This window comes from Clostridium sp. cel8 (assembly GCF_014050525.1).
GTDB lineage: Bacteria > Bacillota > Clostridia > Clostridiales > Clostridiaceae > Clostridium_B.
Genome location: NZ_JACGAG010000001.1, coordinates 406,141 through 427,579 on the forward strand (window position 1 = coordinate 406,141; position 21,439 = coordinate 427,579).

Below are 21,439 nucleotides of genomic sequence, written 5' to 3' on the forward strand. Positions count from 1 at the left end.
TTTTTATTCCTTCTTATCCTTTTGTGATTTATAATTCATATACTTTAAAAATAAAATTTCAATTAAAATAAAATATGATGTTAAAGATTGATAGGCTATTTCTCCTGAAATCTGAGGAAGTGCTGCTGTAAATATATACAAATTATAGTCACTTATCTTTGCAAGTGAGTTATCCTTCATTTTTGAAATAGATATAATAGGAACATTTTTAACTTTTAAATTTTCAGCTAGCTTTAAAATAGTTTCATTTTCACCAGACACAGAAATAATTATAAACAAATCTTCATCTGTAGCAAATTCCTTAGCAGCATTTACTTCTGTATCCCCTTCTAAATCATAAAATACTTTTTGTCCATTTATAAAAATACGTTTAATTTCATTTTTTATTGAAGACTGAAGCAATCCAATTCCATATAGATAAATATTTCTTGCTCTATCTATTGCTTTAAAAATTTGGGTACAATCTCTCTCCTTTATATTTTTAATTACCTCATTGTAAACATTACACACAATTTCTACATTATCAATACTTTCTTTATCTTTTTCATTTTCCAACTTTAAATAAAGCTTTAATTCTGAATATCCCTTCAATGACAACTTTTTAGCAAATCGCAAAATAGTAGTCCTTGATACATTACATTTGTTTGCCAATTCATTAATAGTAAACTTTTCACATTCTTTTCTATGATTTGAAATATATTTCCATATATACAAGTCATTTTCATTTAAAGATGAATAATACTTATTTACTAGTTCATCTAAATTCATAATATTCACCACACAATTTTATAATTACTTAAATTTTATCTTATATTATAAAAATTTATCAAGTATAATTGCAAAAAAATAATTGGACAAAGTAAATTATAACTTCATTCACTTTATCCAATTAATCTTATAAAAATATTTATTATTTTGAATTTATGTTTTTACTTAATTATATTGAATCAGCATACTTTCGCCAGCTTTTATATTTTCTCCTGTATTTCTGTTTATAATTTCATGTCCGTTTTGTTCTACTAGTATCATAATTACGGTATCAGAAATCTTCTCTTTTTTAAAAAGTTCCCTATCAATTTTGACTAATAATGTTCCAACTTCTACACGATCTCCTTCTTTGCAAAATATTTTAAAACCTTCACCATTTAGTTTAACACTATCTAATCCTATATGTATAAGAACTTGAACACCATCTTCATTTTCTATGGCCACTGCATGTTTTGTAGCAGCAACCATAGTTACTTCTCCACTGCATGGTGAAACAATATCATCTGAACTAGGAATAACAGCAATACCATCACCTAAAGTCTTCTTAGAGAACATTTCATCTTGAACTTCAGATAAATCTATACTCTTTCCATCTACTACAGAGTAAAATTCTTTTAAAGGTTTCTTTTTCTTTTTAAATAAGCCCAGCATAATTCTCCACCATCTTTCTCAGATTATTTCAATTCAGGCCAATAATCTTTATTTGCTTCAATTAAATCATCCAAAATTAATTTTGCTACTTTTGCACTTGGTACAACTTTTGATAAGGTAAGTGCCTGCCACAACTTTTGATAGCTTCCCTCTATCCAAGCCTCTACTACAAGTTTTTCTACACTTACTTGCTGTTCCATCAATCCTTTTTGAAATTGTGGAATAGCCCCTTGACATATTCTTTCGTATCCATTGCTTCCTACAATACATGGTATTTCAACCATAGCTGTTCTGTCAAAGTTCTCAATTGCACCTTCATTTGGCACAATAAGCAAAAATCTTTCTCTTGTATTTTCTGCTATAGCACAAGCAAGATCCACAATATAAGTTGCATGAGTATCTGCCTCAAATCCACCATTTTTACTTGTCCCACTTTCAATTATCTTTTTACATGCTCCAAATACTTTCTTTTCTCTTCCATCCATAACTTCATTTGCACGAGTATATTCAGGATTTGAAGTTTCAACTACATAATCCGGATATAGATAGTATTTCAAATAAGTATTAGGTATAGTTGTAGGATCTACTGCATATACATCTTTTGCTTTTTGAAAAGTATGAACCCAACTTTCATCTACATGCTGATTTGTCTTTGAAAGCGCATCTGCAAATCCATTTTGTGCCATATGTTTCTTAATTTCTGGCATAAGATCATTGCCTTCTTTATCATATATCTTATACCACCATCCAAAGTGATTCAAGCCATAATAGGAAGTAATCATTTCTTTTCTGGATTTAAGCCCACACATAGTAGCCATCTTCTCTTCCAAATCTATTGGCATATCACATATATTTAATATTTTAGAATTTGGTCTTAATCTTCTAGTCGCTTCAGCTACTATAGCAGCTGGATTTGAGTAATTAAGCATCCATGCATTTGGTGAATATTTTTCCATGTAATCTAATATTTCAATAACTCCACCAATTGATCGCATTCCATATGCAATTCCTCCTGGTCCGCAAGTTTCCTGTCCAAGTACATTATATTTTAATGGAATCTTCTCATCTTTTTCACGCATTGCATACTTTCCAACACGAATATGTGCAAGTACAAAATCAACATCAGTAAATGCTGTTTCAGGATCGGTTGTATATGCAAATTTAACTTGTGGTGCATTTTCTTTCAAATAAATTTCACATGCTTTTGCTACAATCTCCTGTCTTTCTGCATCGTTATCATAAAATTTAATAGAACGGATTGGAAATCTATCCATATTCTCTAGCAACATAAGTACAATTCCAGGTGTAAATGTACTTCCTCCACCTGCTATTACAATTGAATATTCTTTCTTTGCCATTTTTAATTCCTCCTATTTTTTAATTTATATGTAAATAATACATTCATGCAAAAATGATTACAATATAAAAGGTTCTTTTAGGAAATACATCATTTTAAATGTATTTATTCACACTTCTTGTGATTTTTCACAGTCAAGTTCTTTTCTACTACAAATAAATTATAATAGTTTTTCAAACTCTTCTCTTATACTTGGTACTTTCAATCCAACAATTACTTGATAGGATTTTCCATTTATTGAGCATCCATGAGCACCAATAGATTTAAAATATTGATCTCCCTTACAGATACTTTCATCTTTAACGTTAACTCTCAAACGAGTTGCACAGTTTGTTACATCTTGAATGTTATCTTTTCCACCAAGTCCTTCTAGGATGTCCATTGCGAATTTAGTCTTTTTATCCAATTTTGAATTACTTTTCTTTTCTAAATATTCTGCTTTGGAATTAAATTTAATTTCTTCAGAATCATCTTGTCTACCTGGAGTTTTAATGTCAAACTTCAGAATTAAGAATCTAAATACTACAAACCATACACCTGTAAAACAAATACCTATAATAAACTGAAGTAAATATTGACCCCAATGTGTTGCCATTAATGGAATCCAGTTTAATGCAGCCATTTCAATAGCTCCACCTGAAAATACACCTACAATTCCTACAAGATTCATGATAGTTGAAACTGTCGCAGCTAAAACAGCATGAACTAAAAACAAAAATGGTGAAATAAATAAAAACGTATACTCAATAGGTTCAGTTACTCCACATATAATTGCAGTCAACGTAATAGGAATAAGTAATCCAAGTAATTTTTTCTTATTCTTTGATTTTGCTGTAGCATAAAATGCCAGTGCAATACCTGGACATCCGAATATTTTGGAATATCCTGTAGCTGTAAATGAAGCTGCTGGTAATAAGGTTTTCAATGAAGCTGTAGAAGCTGCTATATGTGGTAAACTTTTAGCCCAATAAGCATATATTCCTCCTGGAACCACAACGTTATCATAATAGAAAGGAGCATACAACAGATGATGTAATCCAAATGGAATCAATGCACGTTCTAAAAATACAAACACCCATACTCCTAAAGCTCCTGCTACTTTTACAAAATGTTGAAAACTAAATATTCCAATTTGAACTTTAGGCCATATAAGAGCTACAATAAATGCCACTGGAATCATTACAAAAAAACCAATCATAAATACAAAGGTAGAACCACTAAAAATTCCTAACCATTCAGGTAATTCCGTATCAAAGAAACGATTATGTAGATAGATTACAATACCTGAAATTACTAATGCGCCCATCATTCCCATATCAAGTGTCTTAATATTTGCTACCATAGTAAGACCAGAACCTGCTACAGCTTTAGCAGAAAAGTCTACTCCAAAGAAACTTCCCCATTGTGAAAGAATAGTACTTAAAAAATAATTAAATGTTAAATAAAGTATAAGTGCTTCCATGCAACATCTTGCATTCTGCTTTTTTGCAAGGCCTATTGGAAGTCCAACAACAAATAATAATGGTAATTGATTGAATACAGTCCAACCACCTTGCAATATTATGTTCCAAAATTGATACCATAAGCTAGTTTCTGCAGCAAGTCCCCCCATAATTGCCGGTGTTGTAAAAAGTGTACCAAATCCAACTGCAACTCCAGCAAAAGCGAAAAACAGAACCGGCGTAAACATTGCACCGCCAAATCGTTGAATTGCTCCACCAAGTTTTTGAACTTTCTGTATCACTTTTATCATCCTCCCTTTTATCATATTAAGTGTTATAATTTGTTTTAATGTTAGCACGGCTATATTTCATTATCAATATTTAATGGTACTTTAGGATTTGCATACATTATTATGTATTTTTTCACATTTATCGTGATTTTTCACAACTATTATCAAATAAATAAAAAAAGACATGGTACCTCAAAATTTAAGATACCCTATCTTTTGTAAATAAATTTCTCTATTTTAATATTCCTAAACCATATCCAATTATTCCAATTGCAAATAATCCAAATATTATCCATATTGCATTTATTTTTCTCTTTAAAAGACTCATACATGCAAATGTCATTATAAGTGGAACTATTCCCGGCATAAGCTTATCAAGTATATCTTGAACAGTAGTAACTACAATTTTACCATCTTGCCTTGTTATTTTTGAAACTACAACTGGTATATCTACTTTAGTCCATTTAGATACTAATGCACCCATTACAAAAAGTCCAAGTATAGAAGCTCCTTCTGTAAGTTTCTGAAGTGTATTTCCATTCATATCTTTTACAATATTAGTACCTTTTTCATATCCATATTTTATACCATACCATTTTATTGTAAGACGAACTGCATTGAATATTAGGAAAAAAAGGATTGGCCCTGCTATATTTCCAGTAAGTGCCATAGATGCACCGAGTCCAGCTACAACTGGTCTAAGTGTACCCCAAAATATAGGATCTCCAACTCCTGCAAGTGGTCCCATAAGTCCAACTTTAATGCCATTTATTGCAGCATCATCTATATTTGCACCGTTTGCTCTCTGTTCTTCCATTGCTGTTGTAACACCTAGTATTGGGGTTATTGCAAAAGGATGCGTATTGAAAAACTCAAGATGTCTTTTCATTGCATCGCTTCTGTCTTTTCCTTTGTATAATCTTTTTATAATAGGCACCATTTCAAAACAGTATCCAAGTGCCTGCATTCTTTCATAATTCCATGAAGCCTGATGAAAATTTGAACGAATAAACATATTTATAAGATCTTTTTTAGTAATTTTTTTCTTTTCACTTATATTTTCCCTCACAATTGATTCCCCCTTTTTAATACTAGTCATCTAACTCATCATCTAACTCATCATCTGATAAACTATGATCTGAAACGGTTACAATTTTAGGCATATTATATTTAGGATTAAGTTGAACGTATATTATTGCAAATACTACCCCTATAATGCCAAATGCGATTAAGTTGAATTTAGTAAATGCTGCAACTACAAATCCTAAGAAAAAAAATCCCATTAAATATCTTGCTCCCATCATATTTATAACCATTGCATAACCAACTACAACTATAAAACCACCTGCAACTTGAAGTCCTCCAGTTATAACTTTAGGTATTGCATCTAAAAAGCTTTGAACAGCACTTGTTCCTATAAATACTGCAACAAGCATTGAAGGTATAGCCACACGAGCTGCTTGTATTAAAAGACAACTTAAATGCATAAAATCAATCCCTCTGAGATTCCCATTTTTTGCATAGGTATCTGCCTTATGTTGAAATCCAATTGTAATAGTTCTTGCAAATATAGTAAGCATCTGTCCTGCAGCTGCAAGTGGTATTGCTACAGCTATGCCAGTACCTATACTTTGCTTTGCACCTATAACTAGAATTGTGGATATTATACTTGCCATAGCTGTATCTGGTGCCACAGCAGCTCCTATGTTCATCCATCCTAAAGCCATCATTTCCAAAGTACCACCTATAATTATACCAGTTTTAATATCTCCAAGAATAAGTCCAATTAATGTACATGCAACTAATGGCCTATGTGTTTGGAATTCATCCAAAATACTGCCCATACCAGAAATACAAGCTACAATAAATATTAATACCATTTGAACAGAACTAATACTCATAAACCCTCCTCCTTTTAAATTGTACTTTATAAAACTTTTTAAATATTGCAAACAATTTTATTAAAAAAATGCTAAATCAAACTCATTAAATCAATTTTAGGGTCATTGCTTACTTTCCTTACTTCAAGTTCTATACCTTTTTCATGGAGTTTTTTAAATGCTTCTATATCCTTATCATCTACAGATATAGCAGCATTTATCTGTTTCTTTCCTTCTTTAAATGACATTCCCCCAATATTTACAGTAGTTATATTAACTCCACCTTCAACCATCCTCAGTACATCTGTAGGATTAGTAAATAGATAAAGCACTTTTACACCCTCATATTTTGGATTTTTATAAACTCTTATTGCTTTTTCTATACCTACTACACTCGATTTTATTCCTGGAGGTGCCACTTCTATTAAAAGTGTCTTTCTTATATTGTCTTTAGCTACATCATCATTACAAACTATTATTCTTTCACATTTTGTATCTTTAGCCCAAACTGTTGCTATTTGACCATGTATTAATCTGTCATCAATTCTTGCTAAAACTATGTTCATCATTTATAAATCACCTTCCTCTAAATTTTTAATATACTAACTATAATCAAGAAGATAGTATTTCACATATATAACAAATTTCATCATCTGATAAATTTATATTAAATGCATCTTTAAAAATTTTACTTGAATCTTTTATCATGGCAATTAAGTTTTTATCTAACTTTGATTTATCATATCTATATGCAATACCCTCATTTATCACAACTCTTTCAAGTGCACACCCTACATGAATTATTATTTTTATACGAAGAGAATTTTTAAATTTAGTATTCATCTTCTTTTCCAATATGTTAGTAAATTTTACTAATGATCCAATTATTTTAGACGGATTTAAAAAAGTAAGAAATTCATTCAAACTATCTTTACATAAATCTTCCACCACCGTATTCTTTTCTTTTTGAACTACTTTTATACTGTTATTTTTAACAATATCAATTATCTGATTTTCTCCACTTCCACTTATAAGGGACTCCAATGATACAAATGGTATTCCCATTTTAGGATCTGTAATTCCTACAATAGCTATTACATTGTAATCATTTTGAATTTCTCTTATATTTTCTTTCAAATTTCTTACTCCAACTGGGACTATATAAACATTCTCTTCTGTAATATTTGTTATTACATCTTGAACAAGATCCTTAAGTTTTACAGCAGTTCCCTCTCCACTTGAACAAACTGTTACTATTGCCTTATTTCCAGTAGGTATACTAATATTTTCTTTAGAGTACATACTATATCCTCTAAAATCTTTTAATGATTCATATATTTCTTCAAGATCCATATCAAAAATATTTGCTTTTCTCACAGCCTCAAGTACAAGTGGAGTTGATACCATTTCTATTGTCTTAACTTCTATATTAGTCTTTTCCATTATTATAGTATCAAAATTTGCAAGAGATCCCATGTCAACTAAAAGAAGTACTCCTTTTCCCATATTAAGCTTTTTTATCTCTTTTATCATTTTGTCAAGTATAGTCTGTGGATTTACTTCAAGGGGCATATCTATTGCTTCTATTACAGAATCTCCAAGAAGCTTTTTTGCTACATTTACCATACTTGTAGCTGTACTGTTTCCATGGGCAGCAACCATAATTGCTACATGTCCTTCGCTTTGATCATCTTGAATTGAACTCAAGAGAATTGTAAGATATATTACTTCCATTTTTGGTACTACTATACTGTATTTGTCCTCTATAAGACTTTTTATTTCAAGGGATACCTTATATTCTTTAGGATTGTCCTTTATAATACTTGATATATTAGTATATTTAAGTGGTCTTTTACTTTCAATTCTCTTAAAAAATGCACTCAAATGAAGACTAAGTGCATAGAGAAATCTATCAGAAAACTTTTTATCTAGCCTTTTTTCAACAAGTTCTTTTATACTTTCAGCAAATTCTAATATATCCTCGTCTACTATTTTTAATATTTTTTCTCTATCTTTATCATTATCTTTAAATTTATCATAGAATCCTCTTATATGAACATTTATATCAGTAGCTATAAACTCCTTTATAGCTTTATCATCAAGCCCTTCATCTTTTAGTATACCAGCTTTTCCCTCTATTATCTTATACAAATTAAAAGGAGGTTCATAGGGATCTTCATCTATAAGAACCTTATAGCCATTTGGCATTATCACAAGTTGAGAATCTATATATTTTGATATTTCCTCTGCTTCATCTCTTCTAGCTGCAAGAGAAAATAAACCGCTTTTTATATCAGATGGAAGAGATTTAAAGTCAATTTCCACAGATTCATCATTTTGTATACTATTTAGAAATCCCTTTGCACATATAAGTTGTATATTAGATTTCATCTGACCTATATTTCCATAAGATACTGAACCTATAATTGCCTTTACTGCATCAGCCTCAATCTTTATAGGCTTATTTATTCTGTGAGCTTCTTTGGCTAGAAGGTATTTTAGTATATTTATCTTATCTTCAGTTGGTCTTTCATTCAAACTTGGTATACTTATTATTATTGGAATTCTTCTTACAAATGTATTTAGAAGTGTTGAATCTGGATCCTCTGTTGTAGCTCCTACTATAAACACATTGGACTTTCTCTTTCTTTCCGTTTCACCTAATTTATTGTATGTCCCTGTATCCATAAAATAGAATATCATTTCCTGTCCTTCTGGAGGAAGTCTGTGAATTTCATCTAAAAATAACATACCTCCATTGGCCTTTTCAACTAATCCTTCTTTTTCAGTATCGGCACCTGTAAAAGCACCTTTTACATGTCCAAATATATGAGATATTAAAAGCTGAGGATTGTTATAGTAATCTGCACAATTAAATACTATAAAAGGTGAATTTTCATCAAATCGTTTAATATATCTTGCATAGTTATACATCATATTTGCAAATAGAGTTTTTCCAACTCCAGTCTGGCCTATAATAAGAGTATGAAGACCATTTGGGGGATATAATATTGCCGCCTTTGCCTGTTCAACTTGATTTTTAAGTCCTGTTTTTGAACCTATAAGATTATCAAAAGGAGATTTATCTTCATTAGATTCACCTTTGGAATCTACTATTTCATCTATACTTTTCACTTCTAAAGGACCTTTTTTTAAAGTGGTGCCTAATTTATTTTCAAGAGAAACCTTATCTATAAAAAGCACAGGTCTTCCTATAATTTTTATTACTTTATCTTGTTTTAAAAGTAAATTTAATTCCATGCTTACATTGTTTCTAAGTATTCCAAGTTCCTTGGATATTTCCTTGGCACTAAACCCCACTTTTCCTTTTAAATTTTCTACATTTAATTTGCTTGTTTTTTCTGCCAAGTAATTATATATTCTATCTATTCTCTTCATATTAGCCACCTTTCTATTATATTCCTTCAATACACTATTTTAATACACTATATCACATAATCACATTATACATCAAATACATAATAAAAAAAATAAGATAGATAAAGTTATATCCAATACATTTTATCTATCTTGCTTTGACTAATCTACATATTATAAAAGTCCTAATACTTTATTCATTAATTCTTCTTAAATTTGGATTTTATCGCTCGTTTAACCACATCAAAAAAGCTTAGGGAGTTAACCATGTGATTTGGATCAACATATTTTCTAATAGTTCGAAGTACTTTTTTTGCTTCCCTTGAAGCAAAAGTATAAGTACCATTTTTCTTAGTTTTAATAGCATATCTTGGAATCCACTTTCCTTTGAACAATACAGAGGCAATGACATAGTCCACCTCTTCCCAAGGAATTTGAATATATTTACGAGAATCACGAGAATTATAGAATTCAAAACCTTTGTCACCAATCATTATTTTTCCATAATCTGTAAGACCTGTAAAAGCCGTTGCATCAATTACTAAATCCACCTTTGTATTAAGCGATTGAATCACACAATCCACCTCTTTTTTTTACTTATACATACAATTGTTTTTATTATATCTTTTTTTTAAAGAATTATAAAGCCATTCTTGCTTTAAGGGATTTATGTTTTAACAAAACCCAGGCTAAAAGCCCAGGCTTTGTAAATAATATTACATTAAATGAATCAAGTGGAAAACAATACCTACTACAAATAGTCCAAGAATGATTACAATTGGAGATACTTTCTTTCTAAGTAACCACATACAGAAAAGTGTCAATAATAATCCTGCAAGTCCAGGAATCAATGAATCCAAGTTATTTTGAAGCGTTGTAACCTTAGTATCAGTTAATGACAAACCAGCAGCTTGCTGCAAAAGGGCTTCTTTAATACCTTGAGCTCCAGCAGGAAGTTTATCCCAGTTAATATATGCACCATCAGCTAATTTAACAGATGATACTATCGGTGTAAATTTAACAGAAACCCATCGATTAACTAATGATCCCAAGATGAACATACCAAGTATAGATGCTCCCTTTGTAATATCCTGCAGCAAAGTACCTGATAAATCATCAGTAATACGAGAACCTGTTTTATAACCAAATTCTTGTGTATACCATGTAAATGCCATACGAATAATATTCCAAGCTAAGAAAAATATAATTGGTCCAATAATATTACCAGCCATAGCAAGGGAAGCAGCTAATGCACCTAAAATTGGTCTAATAGTAAACCAGAAAACTGGATCTCCTACACCGGCTAAAGGTCCCATCATACCAACCTTAACACCTTGAATAGCTACGTCATCTACTGGTAGACCATTTGCACGGTCTTCTTCTAATGCCAATGTTACACCAATAACTGGTGAAGCTAAGTATGGATGAGTATTAAAAAACTCCAAATGACGTTTTAATGCAGCTGATTGATCTTCTTTACTCTTATATAATTTTTTAATTGCTGGAATCAATGAGTATGCCCAACCACCGTTTTGCATTCTTTCATAATTCCAAGAACCTTGAATAAATTGTGAACGCCACCAAACAGAAATACGATCTTTCTTTGTTAATTCTAATTTTTTTCCCATTTTATTTTCCTCCCTTCTTAGTAATTATCAATAATATCGCCTAATGGATCACCAGTATTGGAGCTACCACCATTACCTGATCCACCCTGTTTAACAAGTTTCAAGTAAATAAGAGCTAAACATACACCAATTATACCTAGTCCGATAAGTGTAATTTGTGAAATAGTTGCTAATACAAAACCAATTGCAAAGAATGGCCATACTTCTTTTGTAGCCATCATATTTATTACCATTGCATAACCAACAGCAACAACCATTCCACCACCAATTGCTAATCCATCTGTTAACCAAGCAGGCATAGCTTCAAGTAATGAACGAATAGGACCAGCACCAACTGCTAAGATCAAAGCTGCTGGAATTGCAATACGCACACCTTGCATACAAATAGCAATTATATGCCACATTTCAACTTTTCCTATGCTTCCTTGTCTAGCAGCGTTATCCATAAAATGTACAAAAGCTGTAGCAATTGTACGACAAATAATTGTTAATAATAGTCCGGCAACTGCTAGTGGAATAGCAATAGCAATAGCTGAAGAAACTCCATCTACACCTTGACCACCAAGAACTAGAATAATTGCAGATGCAATAGATGCTAATGCTGCATCTGGTGCTACAGCAGCACCGATATTAGCCCACCCTAGGGCAATCATTTGGAGAGTACCTCCTAATATTAGACATGGTAATAAATTACCTGTAACTAGACCGATTAACGTACAAGCAACTACTGGTTGATGAAATTGAAATTCATCCAAAATACCTTCCATACCAGCTAGGAATGCAACGATAACGACTAATATCATTTGAACAATATTTAGATCCATGATTATTAATCCTCCTTTTCCATTTAAAATAATTAAACTATTTTAGTTTATTTAATTCCTCTTGTGCCTTTTTAAGTATTTCGTCCATATTTTCTTTTGAGTCACCTGGAACTTTACGAACATCAAAAGTAAGTCCAGCTTCTTTAAGCTTATTAAATGTATCAATATCTTTTTGATCGAAGGCAAGAACTTTATTTGGTTGAACTTTACCTACAGAGTGAGCCATAGAACCAACATTGATTGTCTTTAAAGGTACTCCACCTTCTACTACTCTAAGTACATCTTGCGGATTTTCAAAAAGAAGTAATACACGTTGTCCTCCAAAATGTTTATCATCTTTTGCAAGCTTAATCATATGACTAATTGGAACAACATGAGCTTTAACACCTGGGGGAGCAGCTTGTTGGATCAATTTCTTACGGAGCTCATCTTTGGCTACGTCATCTGATACAACAATAATTCGTGTAGGATTTACAGTTTTTGTCCAAGTAGTCGCTACCTGTCCATGAAGTAAACGAGAGTCAATACGAGCTAAAGCATATTCCATTAATCCAGGTACACCTACGCTAGATTGATTAGCTGAAGCTGCTGATTTACCAGTATCTGCTGGTTCCAATTCTTCAGGCTTAACTTTAATTCCTTCTTTAGCTTTTTTTAGAATATCAGTGGCAACTTCTCGTGCAGATTTCATTGAAAGACGTGAACTATAAGCTTCAATAACCATAGGTAGATTCATACCAGATATAATTGCCCATTTATCTTTATGTTCTTCAAATAGGCCATTAACTTGATTAAATGGTGTACCACCCCAAAGATCAACTAAAAACAAAACCTGATCTTGGTCATCAAAGGATGCAATTGCGTCTTTTATCTTTGCTTTAATATCATCGGGGCCTTCACTAGGCATCAATGTAATGGCTTTAACGTTTTTTTGTTCTCCAAAAATCATTGTACTAGATTGCAAGATACCTTTAGCAAGTTCTCCGTGACTAGCAAGAATAATTCCTACCATTTTTATACCTCCTATTCTTTATTTATTACAGGATTTGAGTATATAAATTTATATAAAAGTTCTAATGAACCTGTAACCAAAATTAATGATTTTAATGCATGTAATATATTACATCCTTATATCCAGCAATTATCGTGCCAAATTAGTGTATCAAATTATTAGAAATAATTAAATTGTTACTTTTCAATATTTATAGATACATTAATAAATTATTCTTCTATATTTTTGATACTGTATTTTTAATATTTGATACTCTATCTTCAATTCTCAATACTCTATTTTAGTTTTTAATATACTACTTATAACTAGTAATATAGTATTTCACATATATAACAATTCTATACTTAATTTTAATGGCGTATGAGAATTTAAAATCCCATACGCCACATGTTTTACATTTTTCTATTTTTTTAATTATTATAAGTCTTCTCTATAATCAACCTGTACAGGTTTCTTTTCCCTATCAGATTTATAACATGCATCAATTACAATTTCTGCATTTAATGAATCTCTAAATTTAGCTATATTTTCACAGTCATCCCCTGTAAATACACTATTTGCAAAGTTTACAATACATGCTGAGTGACAATCCTGGTGAAATCCTAAAGAATCTCTCTCTTTAGGATAGAAATCTGCTAATTTGTCATTTTTAATTGAAGATATCTTCTCAACTTTATTATCTTCATAGTTATACACTTCTATAAAATATGGTTCATTTGAACTCATTTTTATTGATCCTTTAGTACCATATAAAACGTATGTAGTAGGTTCATCCTTCTCTGCAAAAATTCTTGAAACTTCAAGACTTCCTCTGGCACCGCTTCTCATATTCATTTTGCAATAAGCTATTTCATCTACATTAGTTCTATCTTTGAAAAACACTCTTGTATCACATTCAACTTCTTTAACTTTTCCAAGAGTGAAATGAATTGCGTCAATAAGATGTACTCCAAGGTCTACAAGAGCACCTCCACCAGAAGACTGTTTTGTCCTCCAGCTTCCTTTTTTATTTGGATTTAGATAGCTCTTATGATATAACTTTATTTTAAAATCAATTATATCTCCAATTAAATTGTCCTCTACTGCACTTTTTATCAATCGTACTGCTGGCATATATCTATATATAAGAGCAACTGCATTTTTCAATTTACTTTCTCTAACTAATTTCTCCATTTCAATTGAATCTTCTAGAGAAGAAGAAAGTGGTTTTTCACAATACACTGCCTTTCCAGCTTCTACTGCTTTCTTTAGAATTTCAAAATGTGCGTTATTTGGAGTACATATATCTACAAAATCTATTGTATCATCACTTAAAATATCATCTATATTAGTATAATTTTCTGTACCGGCTATTTTAAAATCCATAGGTTTCCTTGTAACTGTACTCTTTAAATTAAGGCTGTAATCAAGAGGAAATTTAATATTTCCCATATATGCTCCTAATGCATGAGTTCTAGCTATCCCACCAAATCCCACTATAGAAAAATTAACGTTATTCGACAATCTACTCATTAAAATTCCTCCTCAGATAAATATTTTGCAACAGAAAATTTTATAAATCAGAGATGGAAATTCCCTTTCCAAATATACTTTTCCAATCAGATGTAAAGTTCTCTACTGCCTCTTTTATTGAAGCCATTTTAACTGAACCACAGAGAATTTCTGGTGCTACAGTTGCAGTTTGAGCTCCAGCTGAAAAAGCATCCATTACCTGACCTATATTCTTAAAGCTTGCTGCAAGTATTTTAGTTTTATATCCATATCTATCTATCATGTCTGCAATCATCTTTATTGTACTACGCGGATCCATATCACTGTTTTCCATTCTATTAAAATATGGTGCAATAAAGTCAGCTCCTGTTTCAAGTGCTAAAAGTGCCTGTGCCTTTGTGTAAACTGCAGTTGCAGTAATACCTACTCCTTCAGATTTAAGTATTCTCATTGCTTTAAGTCCATCTTCTGTAACAGGAATTTTAACATATACTTTATCATCTATTTTGTCAAGTATTGTCTTTGCATCTTTAACTATACCTTCACAATCTGTAGCTACTACTTGAATGTGCATGCTTTTGTCAAATCCAATAATACTTCTTATTTCTTTAAAATGATTGAAGAAATCAATTTTTCCCTCTTTTTTTATAATACTTGGATTACTTGTAATACCTGTTATAGGAAAAACATCAATGTACTTTCTTATAACCTCAATATTTGCTGTGTCAAACATAAATTCCATTTTAATTCACTCCTTATCATAAATTTTAATATTTTATATGGCTTTTATGGCTTTTATAATATTACATTCCACCAACTACTACCTTTATTTTATGACTTTCAATTGTTTTCTTTATGTTATCCACTAATTTTATATCAGGTGGATCCACATCTTTTAAATCATACTGTCTTTTCAAGTATTCGTATTTTTTACTTCCATACTGATGAAAAGGAAGTATATGAACCTCTTTTAAATCAAGGCTTTTTACAAACTTGATTATTTCATTAATATTTTCTTTATCCATAGTATAACCAGGAATTAAAGGTATTCTTGGAATCACTCTTTTTTTATTCTCAACTAGTAACTTCATGTTATTTTTTACAGATTCTATATCAATTCCAATAATTTTTTTAGCCTTTAATTTATCCATTATTTTCAAGTCAAATAGTATAGTATCCAAGTACTTTGACATTTCAAGCAATATTTCACTATTTCCACTGCCAGATGTTTCAATAACTGTATCTATAGATAGCTTCTTTAATCTCCTAAGAAGCTCAATTGCAAACTTCCCCTGTGAAAGCACTTCACCTCCTGATAGAGTCACCCCTCCACCTGATGTATTGTAAAATATCCTATCCTTTTCAACTTCTTTTATAATTTCATCAATAGTCATATATTTACCATATACTCTACCATTATTCGGGGAAAATCTTCCACTACATTCATTAGGTTCAGACAGATTTTCTATCTCAAAAGATTGGGATTCTGGATTACAGCACCATGGGCAATGTAGAGGACACCCTTTGAAAAACACTATTGTCCTAATGCCATTTCCATCATGAAGAGAATATCTTTGTATATTAAAAATCAATGCTTTCATATCTTCCATAAGTAAATCACATCCAATTTTATAGTGTGTGTTCAGTTCTTGCGATTATATCATCTTGTATCTTCTTGTTAAGTTCTACAAAGAATGCACTATAACCTGCTACTCTTACAACAAGTCCTTTATAATTTTCAGGATTTTTCTGTGCATCAATTAGAGTTTCTCTTGACATTATATTAAATTGGATATGCTGTATTTTAAGTTTCATAAATGCCAATAGAAAATCAACAAACTTTTTAATTCCTTCATCTCCAGATAGTGCCTTTGGAGTGAACTTAACATTTAAAAGACTTCCATTTGTAGTAAGATAGTTATCAAGTTTACTTACACTTTTAAGCACAGCAGTTGGTCCCAAAAGATCTCTTCCTACCATAGGAGAAAGTCCTCCATCAGCTAGCTGACTTTTAGCTTTTCTTCCATCAGGAGTTGCACCTACTGCTTCTCCAAGAGGAATATGAGCTGAAACTGTATATGCACCAGGTATGAACTTGCCTCCTCTTGGATTTGAATACTTTTCAAGTTCTTTTGCATAATACCTCAATATATCTGAAGATATAAAGTCAACTTCATCATTATCATTTCCATATTTATCGTAATTATTTATAAGCATTTTTCTAAGATTTTCATAATCTTTTCCTTCAAAATCCGCTTCAAGTGCCTCTACAAGTTCCTTAAATGATATTTTCTTATCTTCAAATACAGCCTTCTTTACTGCATAAAGTGAATCACTTAAATTTGCCTCACCTATACCCTGTACACCAGAAAAATTATACTTTGCTCCACCTTCTGTTATATCTTTTCCCTTATCTATACAATTATCTATTAGAGAAGATAAAAGTGGAACTGGTGCAAATTCTCTGTGTCCAATATCTACAATATTTGATCCCTCACATACCAATTTTACATAGTGACGAATCTTTTTCTTTATATCATCTATTATAAAATCAAAATTTATATCTTCTTTATCTTTATTTTCTTTTAAGGATATTTCCATAACTTTAAGCAAGTTAAACAATGCTATATCGTGAAGTCCATAAGTCTTTCCAGGAATTGAAAGCTCTACACATCCAACTATAGCATAATCTCTTGCATCCTCAAGAGAAACTCCCCTATTTAAGAAACCTGGAACTATTACTTCATCATTGAATATCTGTGGTATTCCAGTTCCAAGTCTTATAGTTTTAGCCGTAAGATTTAAAAAATCCCTTGGAATTAATTCATTTAATCTAACTGCTAAATTAGGCTGAGGAAGCTTTATGTCATGATAGCTTTCAAGACACAGATAGGAAAGTTCATTAACTGCTGATCTCCCATTTTCAGTAAGTCCACCAAGAGCTACGGTGTATCCTGTAGGAAAACCTGCAAAATATTTAGCACTATTTGCACTTCTAACAAGCACTACATCATTTGTCTTTATCCATAGACATTCAAGGACTTCTTTTAAATATTCCTTTGGAACACCAGAATCAATATCATGCTTATAAAAATCATACATATACTGATCAAATCTACCTAAAGAAAGTGAACTTGCATTTGATTCATATTGGGCACATATACTTACATACCAAAGTAATTGACAAGCTTCAAAAAAGCTTTCCGGTCTTTCTTCTGAAATCTTCTTTGATGCTCTTGCGCTCTCTAAAAGTTCATTTTTTCTCTTTGCATCCTTCTCATTTTCAGCTTCTTTTAGTGCCAATTTATAATATCTTAAAATATGCCTTTGCATTGCTTCAATTGTTATGCGTGCTGCCTTATAAAAATTATTTTCCGGATTTTTCTCTAACTTTAAATTAATTTCATCTAAAATAAATTTTATACCCTTTTTAAGAATAAAAGGAAAATTCATAATAATATGACCTTGTCCCTTATCCGTTTGGTTCAGTGCTATAATATTCTCATCAACAGCTTCCTTTATTTCTGGATCTATCTTTGCATTTATAAAATCTTTCATAGATCTATTTTTCCAATAAGGGTACAACTCTTCTCTATATATTTTTTTATCTTCTTCACTAATATAAAATGAATCTTGAGATCTTGAAGAAATAGTATCAAGTTCTTTATAAATCCAGTATGGATCCATTTCCGGTGAAACAATTCCACTTCTAGGTTTTACCGTTCTATTTCCAAGAATAAGCTCTCCTTGCCTGATAGCTATACGAACATTGTCCATAATATATGCTGAAGCCTTGGCTCTTCTTATAATAGTTGGCTCTCCCTCTGTATTTTTATAACTTTCTTTATATAAAAGAGCTCTCTCTAGTGAAATTTCTCTTTTATTTCTAAAAAGCTGATTTTTTAAATTATTAATTCTCTCATTCATTCTATATTCACCCCTGATTCTGTTTTATTGTTTATTATTGTTTATTCTTTATTTATATTGTACTACTAATTAATACCTATTTCAACACTTTAATTAATTGTTTTATATTGCTAAAATAATATATAATAATAGTAAACAATTTATACTAGGATATTTTTAAAAGGATGATTTAAATGTTTATGGAAGAAAGGCATAATGAAATACTAAATATTTTAAATAGGGAAGGTAAAGTCATAGTAAATGACTTAAGTAAAAAATTCAATGTAACAAAGGACTGTATAAGAAAGGACTTAAAACTACTTGAGAGGAAAAATTTACTTAAGAGAACCTACGGTGGAGCTGTATCAATAAGAAAGGCCGCAGATTTTAAAAAAGTAGATGCAAGAAAAAATTTTAATATAGAATCAAAATCTATAATTGCTAAAAAGGCCTTTGACTTAATCGAAAATGGGGACACTGTATTTTTAGATATATCAACTACAAATATTTTTCTTGCAAAGTTAATTTCAAGATGTAGTAAAAAATTAACTGTAGTTACAAATATGATTGACATTATATCAATAATAAATAGTGAAAAAAATGATATACAAATTATCTGTCCAGGAGGCATAATTTGCAAAGATCTAAATGGATTTACAGGATCCACCACAATTGAAAATATAGCAAATTATAGATTTTCAAAAGCATTTATAGGAAGTTGCGGTGTAAATATATTAGACAGTAGTGTAACTACTTTTGACTTTGAAGATGGAAATACAAAAAAAGCAATAATTAGAAATAGCAAAGTAGTTTATCTTGTAATGGAAAATAGAAAGTTCTATTTTGACGGAAACTATAAATTTGCAACATTAGATGAAATAGATGCTATAATAACAGAAGACTATCCAGAGAGTAATATAATTAATTTACTAAATAAAACAAACACAAAATTTATTTAAAATTCTATTAATATATAAATAACGTATTTGGACAATCATGAATTAGTCCAAATACGTTATTTTAATTTTTTTATGTTAAATTCTATTTATACTAACCTTTTTAATTATATCTTTTACTAGATAAGTTTCCACCCAACCTGTTTTTTTAATCATAGCATTAGCTGTTCCACAAGCAGTACCAAGGGCTATTATTTTATCCATAGAATAATTTCTCTCTAGCCCAACTGCAAATCCTCCAACTAATGAATCCCCTGATCCTACTGGATTAACTACCTTTACCTTAGGAATAGTAACCCTAAATATATTTCCATCAAAATATACTATTGAACCATTAGCTCCTAGAGATACAACTATGCATTTGATTCCACTTTTACTTAAGTCTTTTATGCATTTTACAACATCTTTTTCATCTGTTATTGGTTTCCCTGTTAGTGATTCTAGTTCATCTTTATTGGGCTTTATCATAAAAGGTACTGCACTTATACCTTCTTTTAATAGCTCACCACTTGTATCAAGTAAAAATTTCTTATTGTTTTTATTTGCCTTCTCTATAAGTTTTGCATATACATTTTTAGAAATATTTTTTGGAACACTTCCTGATGCAGCTATAATATCAGACTCTGAAAGTAACTTTTCATAAATCTGCATGAAATCTTCCTGCTCTTTTTCAGTTATATAGGGTCCTGGTTCCAAAATTTCAGTTTGAGCCATATCATCTGTTATAAATGCCAGACATTCCCTTGTTGAATCCTTTATTTTCACAAAATCATTTTTTATTCCGATTTCATCAAGCTGTGATTTTATGAATTCTCCTGTCTTTCCTCCAATGTATCCTGTTGTAACAACATCTTCACCTAATACATGTGCCACATTTGCAACATGAATACCTTTCCCTCCTGCAGCATTTTCAACGGATCTAGCTCTCATTACTTTTCCTTTTACTATGTCTTCTATTTCATACCTTTTATCTACAGATGCATTTAAGTTCACAATTGTAATCAAATCTTTCCATTACTCCCACACATCATAATTTTATCAATAACAACTTTTTTCATTGCTTCTTTACCAGGAGTCATATATTTTCTAGGATCATTTGCATCTGGATTTTTCTTAAAGTAATCCTTAACTGCATTGGAAAAAGGTATTTTAAGATCTGTTGCTATATTTACTTTACATATTCCCAGTTCAATTGCTTTTTTCACCAAATCCTCAGGTACATTAGAAGCTCCATGAAGTACTAATGGTATAGATACTTTTTCTCTTATCTGTTTAAGTCTTTCAAAATCAAGTTTTGGCTTTCCCTTGTATAATCCATGAGCAGTACCTATTGCAACTGCAAGTGAATCTATTCCAGTCTTGTCCACAAATTCTTTTGCCGCATCTGGATTAGTGTAAATTACATCTTTATCATCTACCACTATATTTTCTTCTCTACCGCCAAGCATTCCAAGTTCTGCCTCTACCACTGTTCCATTTAAGTGTGCATATTCTACAATTTCTCTTGTAATTTTAACATTATCTTCAAATGACATTCTAGATGCATCTATCATTGCAGATGTAAATCCTACATCAATACAGTGTTTAATCTTTTCCACATCTTCAAAATGATCTAGATGCATTGCTATTGGTAAGTCAGGATAACGAGCTGCTGCAGTTTTTGCAATTGACATTAAATAATCTTCACCACTATAACTTATAGTTCCTGGTGTGCCAGCAATTATTACAGGTGATTTCAATTCAGCAGCAGTTTCAACTACAACTCTAAAGGTTTCAAGATTGTGTATATTAAATGCAGGAATTGCATAATTTTCTTTCTGAGCCTTTACAAGCAATCCTTTAGTTGTAACAATCAT

General features: G+C 30.9%; 19 protein-coding genes. 1 reads left to right on the forward strand and 18 read right to left on the reverse strand.

Annotated elements, in window-relative coordinates:
• Positions 1–3: 3 nt before the first annotated feature.
• From H2684_RS01960 to H2684_RS02035, 16 genes are all read right to left on the reverse strand, one after another.
• Positions 4–768, reverse strand: coding sequence for a MurR/RpiR family transcriptional regulator (locus tag H2684_RS01960; RefSeq protein WP_182087661.1), 765 nt, complete (start codon positions 766–768; stop codon positions 4–6).
• Positions 769–933: 165 nt separating this feature from the next.
• On the reverse strand, positions 934–1,419 hold the full coding sequence (locus tag H2684_RS01965; protein WP_182087662.1) for a PTS glucose transporter subunit IIA: 486 nt from the start codon (positions 1,417–1,419) through the stop codon (positions 934–936).
• Between the two features lie 23 nt (positions 1,420–1,442).
• Positions 1,443–2,777 carry a 6-phospho-alpha-glucosidase gene (locus H2684_RS01970; protein WP_182087663.1) on the reverse strand — a complete coding sequence of 445 codons (1,335 nt, stop codon included), beginning with the start codon at positions 2,775–2,777 and terminating at the stop codon, positions 1,443–1,445.
• 159 nt (positions 2,778–2,936) lie between these two features.
• A complete protein-coding gene (locus H2684_RS01975) occupies positions 2,937–4,520 on the reverse strand; it encodes an alpha-glucoside-specific PTS transporter subunit IIBC (protein WP_347707498.1) in 1,584 nt (527 codons plus the stop codon).
• Between the two features lie 220 nt (positions 4,521–4,740).
• The gene (manZ, locus tag H2684_RS01980) at positions 4,741–5,607 is read right to left on the reverse strand and encodes a PTS mannose transporter subunit IID (RefSeq protein WP_182087665.1); all 867 of its coding nucleotides are present in this window, start codon (positions 5,605–5,607) and stop codon (positions 4,741–4,743) included.
• Positions 5,600–6,403 carry a PTS mannose/fructose/sorbose transporter subunit IIC gene (locus tag H2684_RS01985; protein ID WP_347707505.1) on the reverse strand — a complete coding sequence of 268 codons (804 nt, stop codon included), beginning with the start codon at positions 6,401–6,403 and terminating at the stop codon, positions 5,600–5,602. The genes manZ and H2684_RS01985 overlap by 8 nt, the downstream gene beginning before the upstream one ends.
• Positions 6,404–6,480: 77 nt before the next feature.
• Positions 6,481–6,954: a mannose/fructose/sorbose PTS transporter subunit IIB gene (locus tag H2684_RS01990; RefSeq protein ID WP_279286860.1), complete on the reverse strand. Its 474-nt coding sequence runs from the start codon at positions 6,952–6,954 to the stop codon at positions 6,481–6,483.
• Between the two features lie 46 nt (positions 6,955–7,000).
• A complete protein-coding gene (locus tag H2684_RS01995; protein ID WP_182087668.1) occupies positions 7,001–9,787 on the reverse strand; it encodes a sigma-54-dependent transcriptional regulator in 2,787 nt (928 codons plus the stop codon).
• 179 nt (positions 9,788–9,966) lie between these two features.
• A complete protein-coding gene (locus tag H2684_RS02000; protein WP_182087669.1) occupies positions 9,967–10,341 on the reverse strand; it encodes a DUF956 family protein in 375 nt (124 codons plus the stop codon).
• Between the two features lie 141 nt (positions 10,342–10,482).
• Positions 10,483–11,394 (reverse strand): PTS system mannose/fructose/sorbose family transporter subunit IID, encoded by a 912-nt coding sequence (locus H2684_RS02005; RefSeq protein ID WP_182087670.1) that lies wholly within the window; start codon positions 11,392–11,394, stop codon positions 10,483–10,485.
• 17 nt (positions 11,395–11,411) lie between these two features.
• Positions 11,412–12,218: a PTS mannose/fructose/sorbose transporter subunit IIC gene (locus tag H2684_RS02010; protein WP_182087671.1), complete on the reverse strand. Its 807-nt coding sequence runs from the start codon at positions 12,216–12,218 to the stop codon at positions 11,412–11,414.
• Between the two features lie 37 nt (positions 12,219–12,255).
• Positions 12,256–13,230 carry a mannose/fructose/sorbose PTS transporter subunit IIA gene (locus H2684_RS02015; protein WP_182087672.1) on the reverse strand — a complete coding sequence of 325 codons (975 nt, stop codon included), beginning with the start codon at positions 13,228–13,230 and terminating at the stop codon, positions 12,256–12,258.
• Positions 13,231–13,647: 417 nt separating this feature from the next.
• The gene (locus tag H2684_RS02020) at positions 13,648–14,742 is read right to left on the reverse strand and encodes a Gfo/Idh/MocA family oxidoreductase (protein WP_182087673.1); all 1,095 of its coding nucleotides are present in this window, start codon (positions 14,740–14,742) and stop codon (positions 13,648–13,650) included.
• Positions 14,743–14,782: 40 nt separating this feature from the next.
• Positions 14,783–15,463 carry a fructose-6-phosphate aldolase gene (locus tag H2684_RS02025; protein WP_182087674.1) on the reverse strand — a complete coding sequence of 227 codons (681 nt, stop codon included), beginning with the start codon at positions 15,461–15,463 and terminating at the stop codon, positions 14,783–14,785.
• Between the two features lie 61 nt (positions 15,464–15,524).
• Positions 15,525–16,331: a glycyl-radical enzyme activating protein gene (locus H2684_RS02030; RefSeq protein ID WP_182087675.1), complete on the reverse strand. Its 807-nt coding sequence runs from the start codon at positions 16,329–16,331 to the stop codon at positions 15,525–15,527.
• Between the two features lie 19 nt (positions 16,332–16,350).
• Positions 16,351–18,648 (reverse strand): formate C-acetyltransferase, encoded by a 2,298-nt coding sequence (locus tag H2684_RS02035; RefSeq protein ID WP_182087676.1) that lies wholly within the window; start codon positions 18,646–18,648, stop codon positions 16,351–16,353.
• Positions 18,649–18,827: 179 nt separating this feature from the next.
• Here H2684_RS02035 and H2684_RS02040 point away from each other — a divergent pair, with 179 nt between their 5' ends.
• Positions 18,828–19,586, forward strand: coding sequence for a DeoR/GlpR family DNA-binding transcription regulator (locus tag H2684_RS02040; protein WP_347707499.1), 759 nt, complete (start codon positions 18,828–18,830; stop codon positions 19,584–19,586).
• A 75-nt stretch (positions 19,587–19,661) separates the two neighbouring features.
• Here the strand turns inward: H2684_RS02040 and H2684_RS02045 are convergent, their stop codons facing one another.
• On the reverse strand, positions 19,662–20,588 hold the full coding sequence (locus H2684_RS02045; protein ID WP_182087678.1) for a 1-phosphofructokinase family hexose kinase: 927 nt from the start codon (positions 20,586–20,588) through the stop codon (positions 19,662–19,664).
• The gene (locus H2684_RS02050) at positions 20,585–21,439 is read right to left on the reverse strand and encodes a tagatose bisphosphate family class II aldolase (RefSeq protein WP_182087679.1); all 855 of its coding nucleotides are present in this window, start codon (positions 21,437–21,439) and stop codon (positions 20,585–20,587) included. The genes H2684_RS02045 and H2684_RS02050 overlap by 4 nt, the downstream gene beginning before the upstream one ends.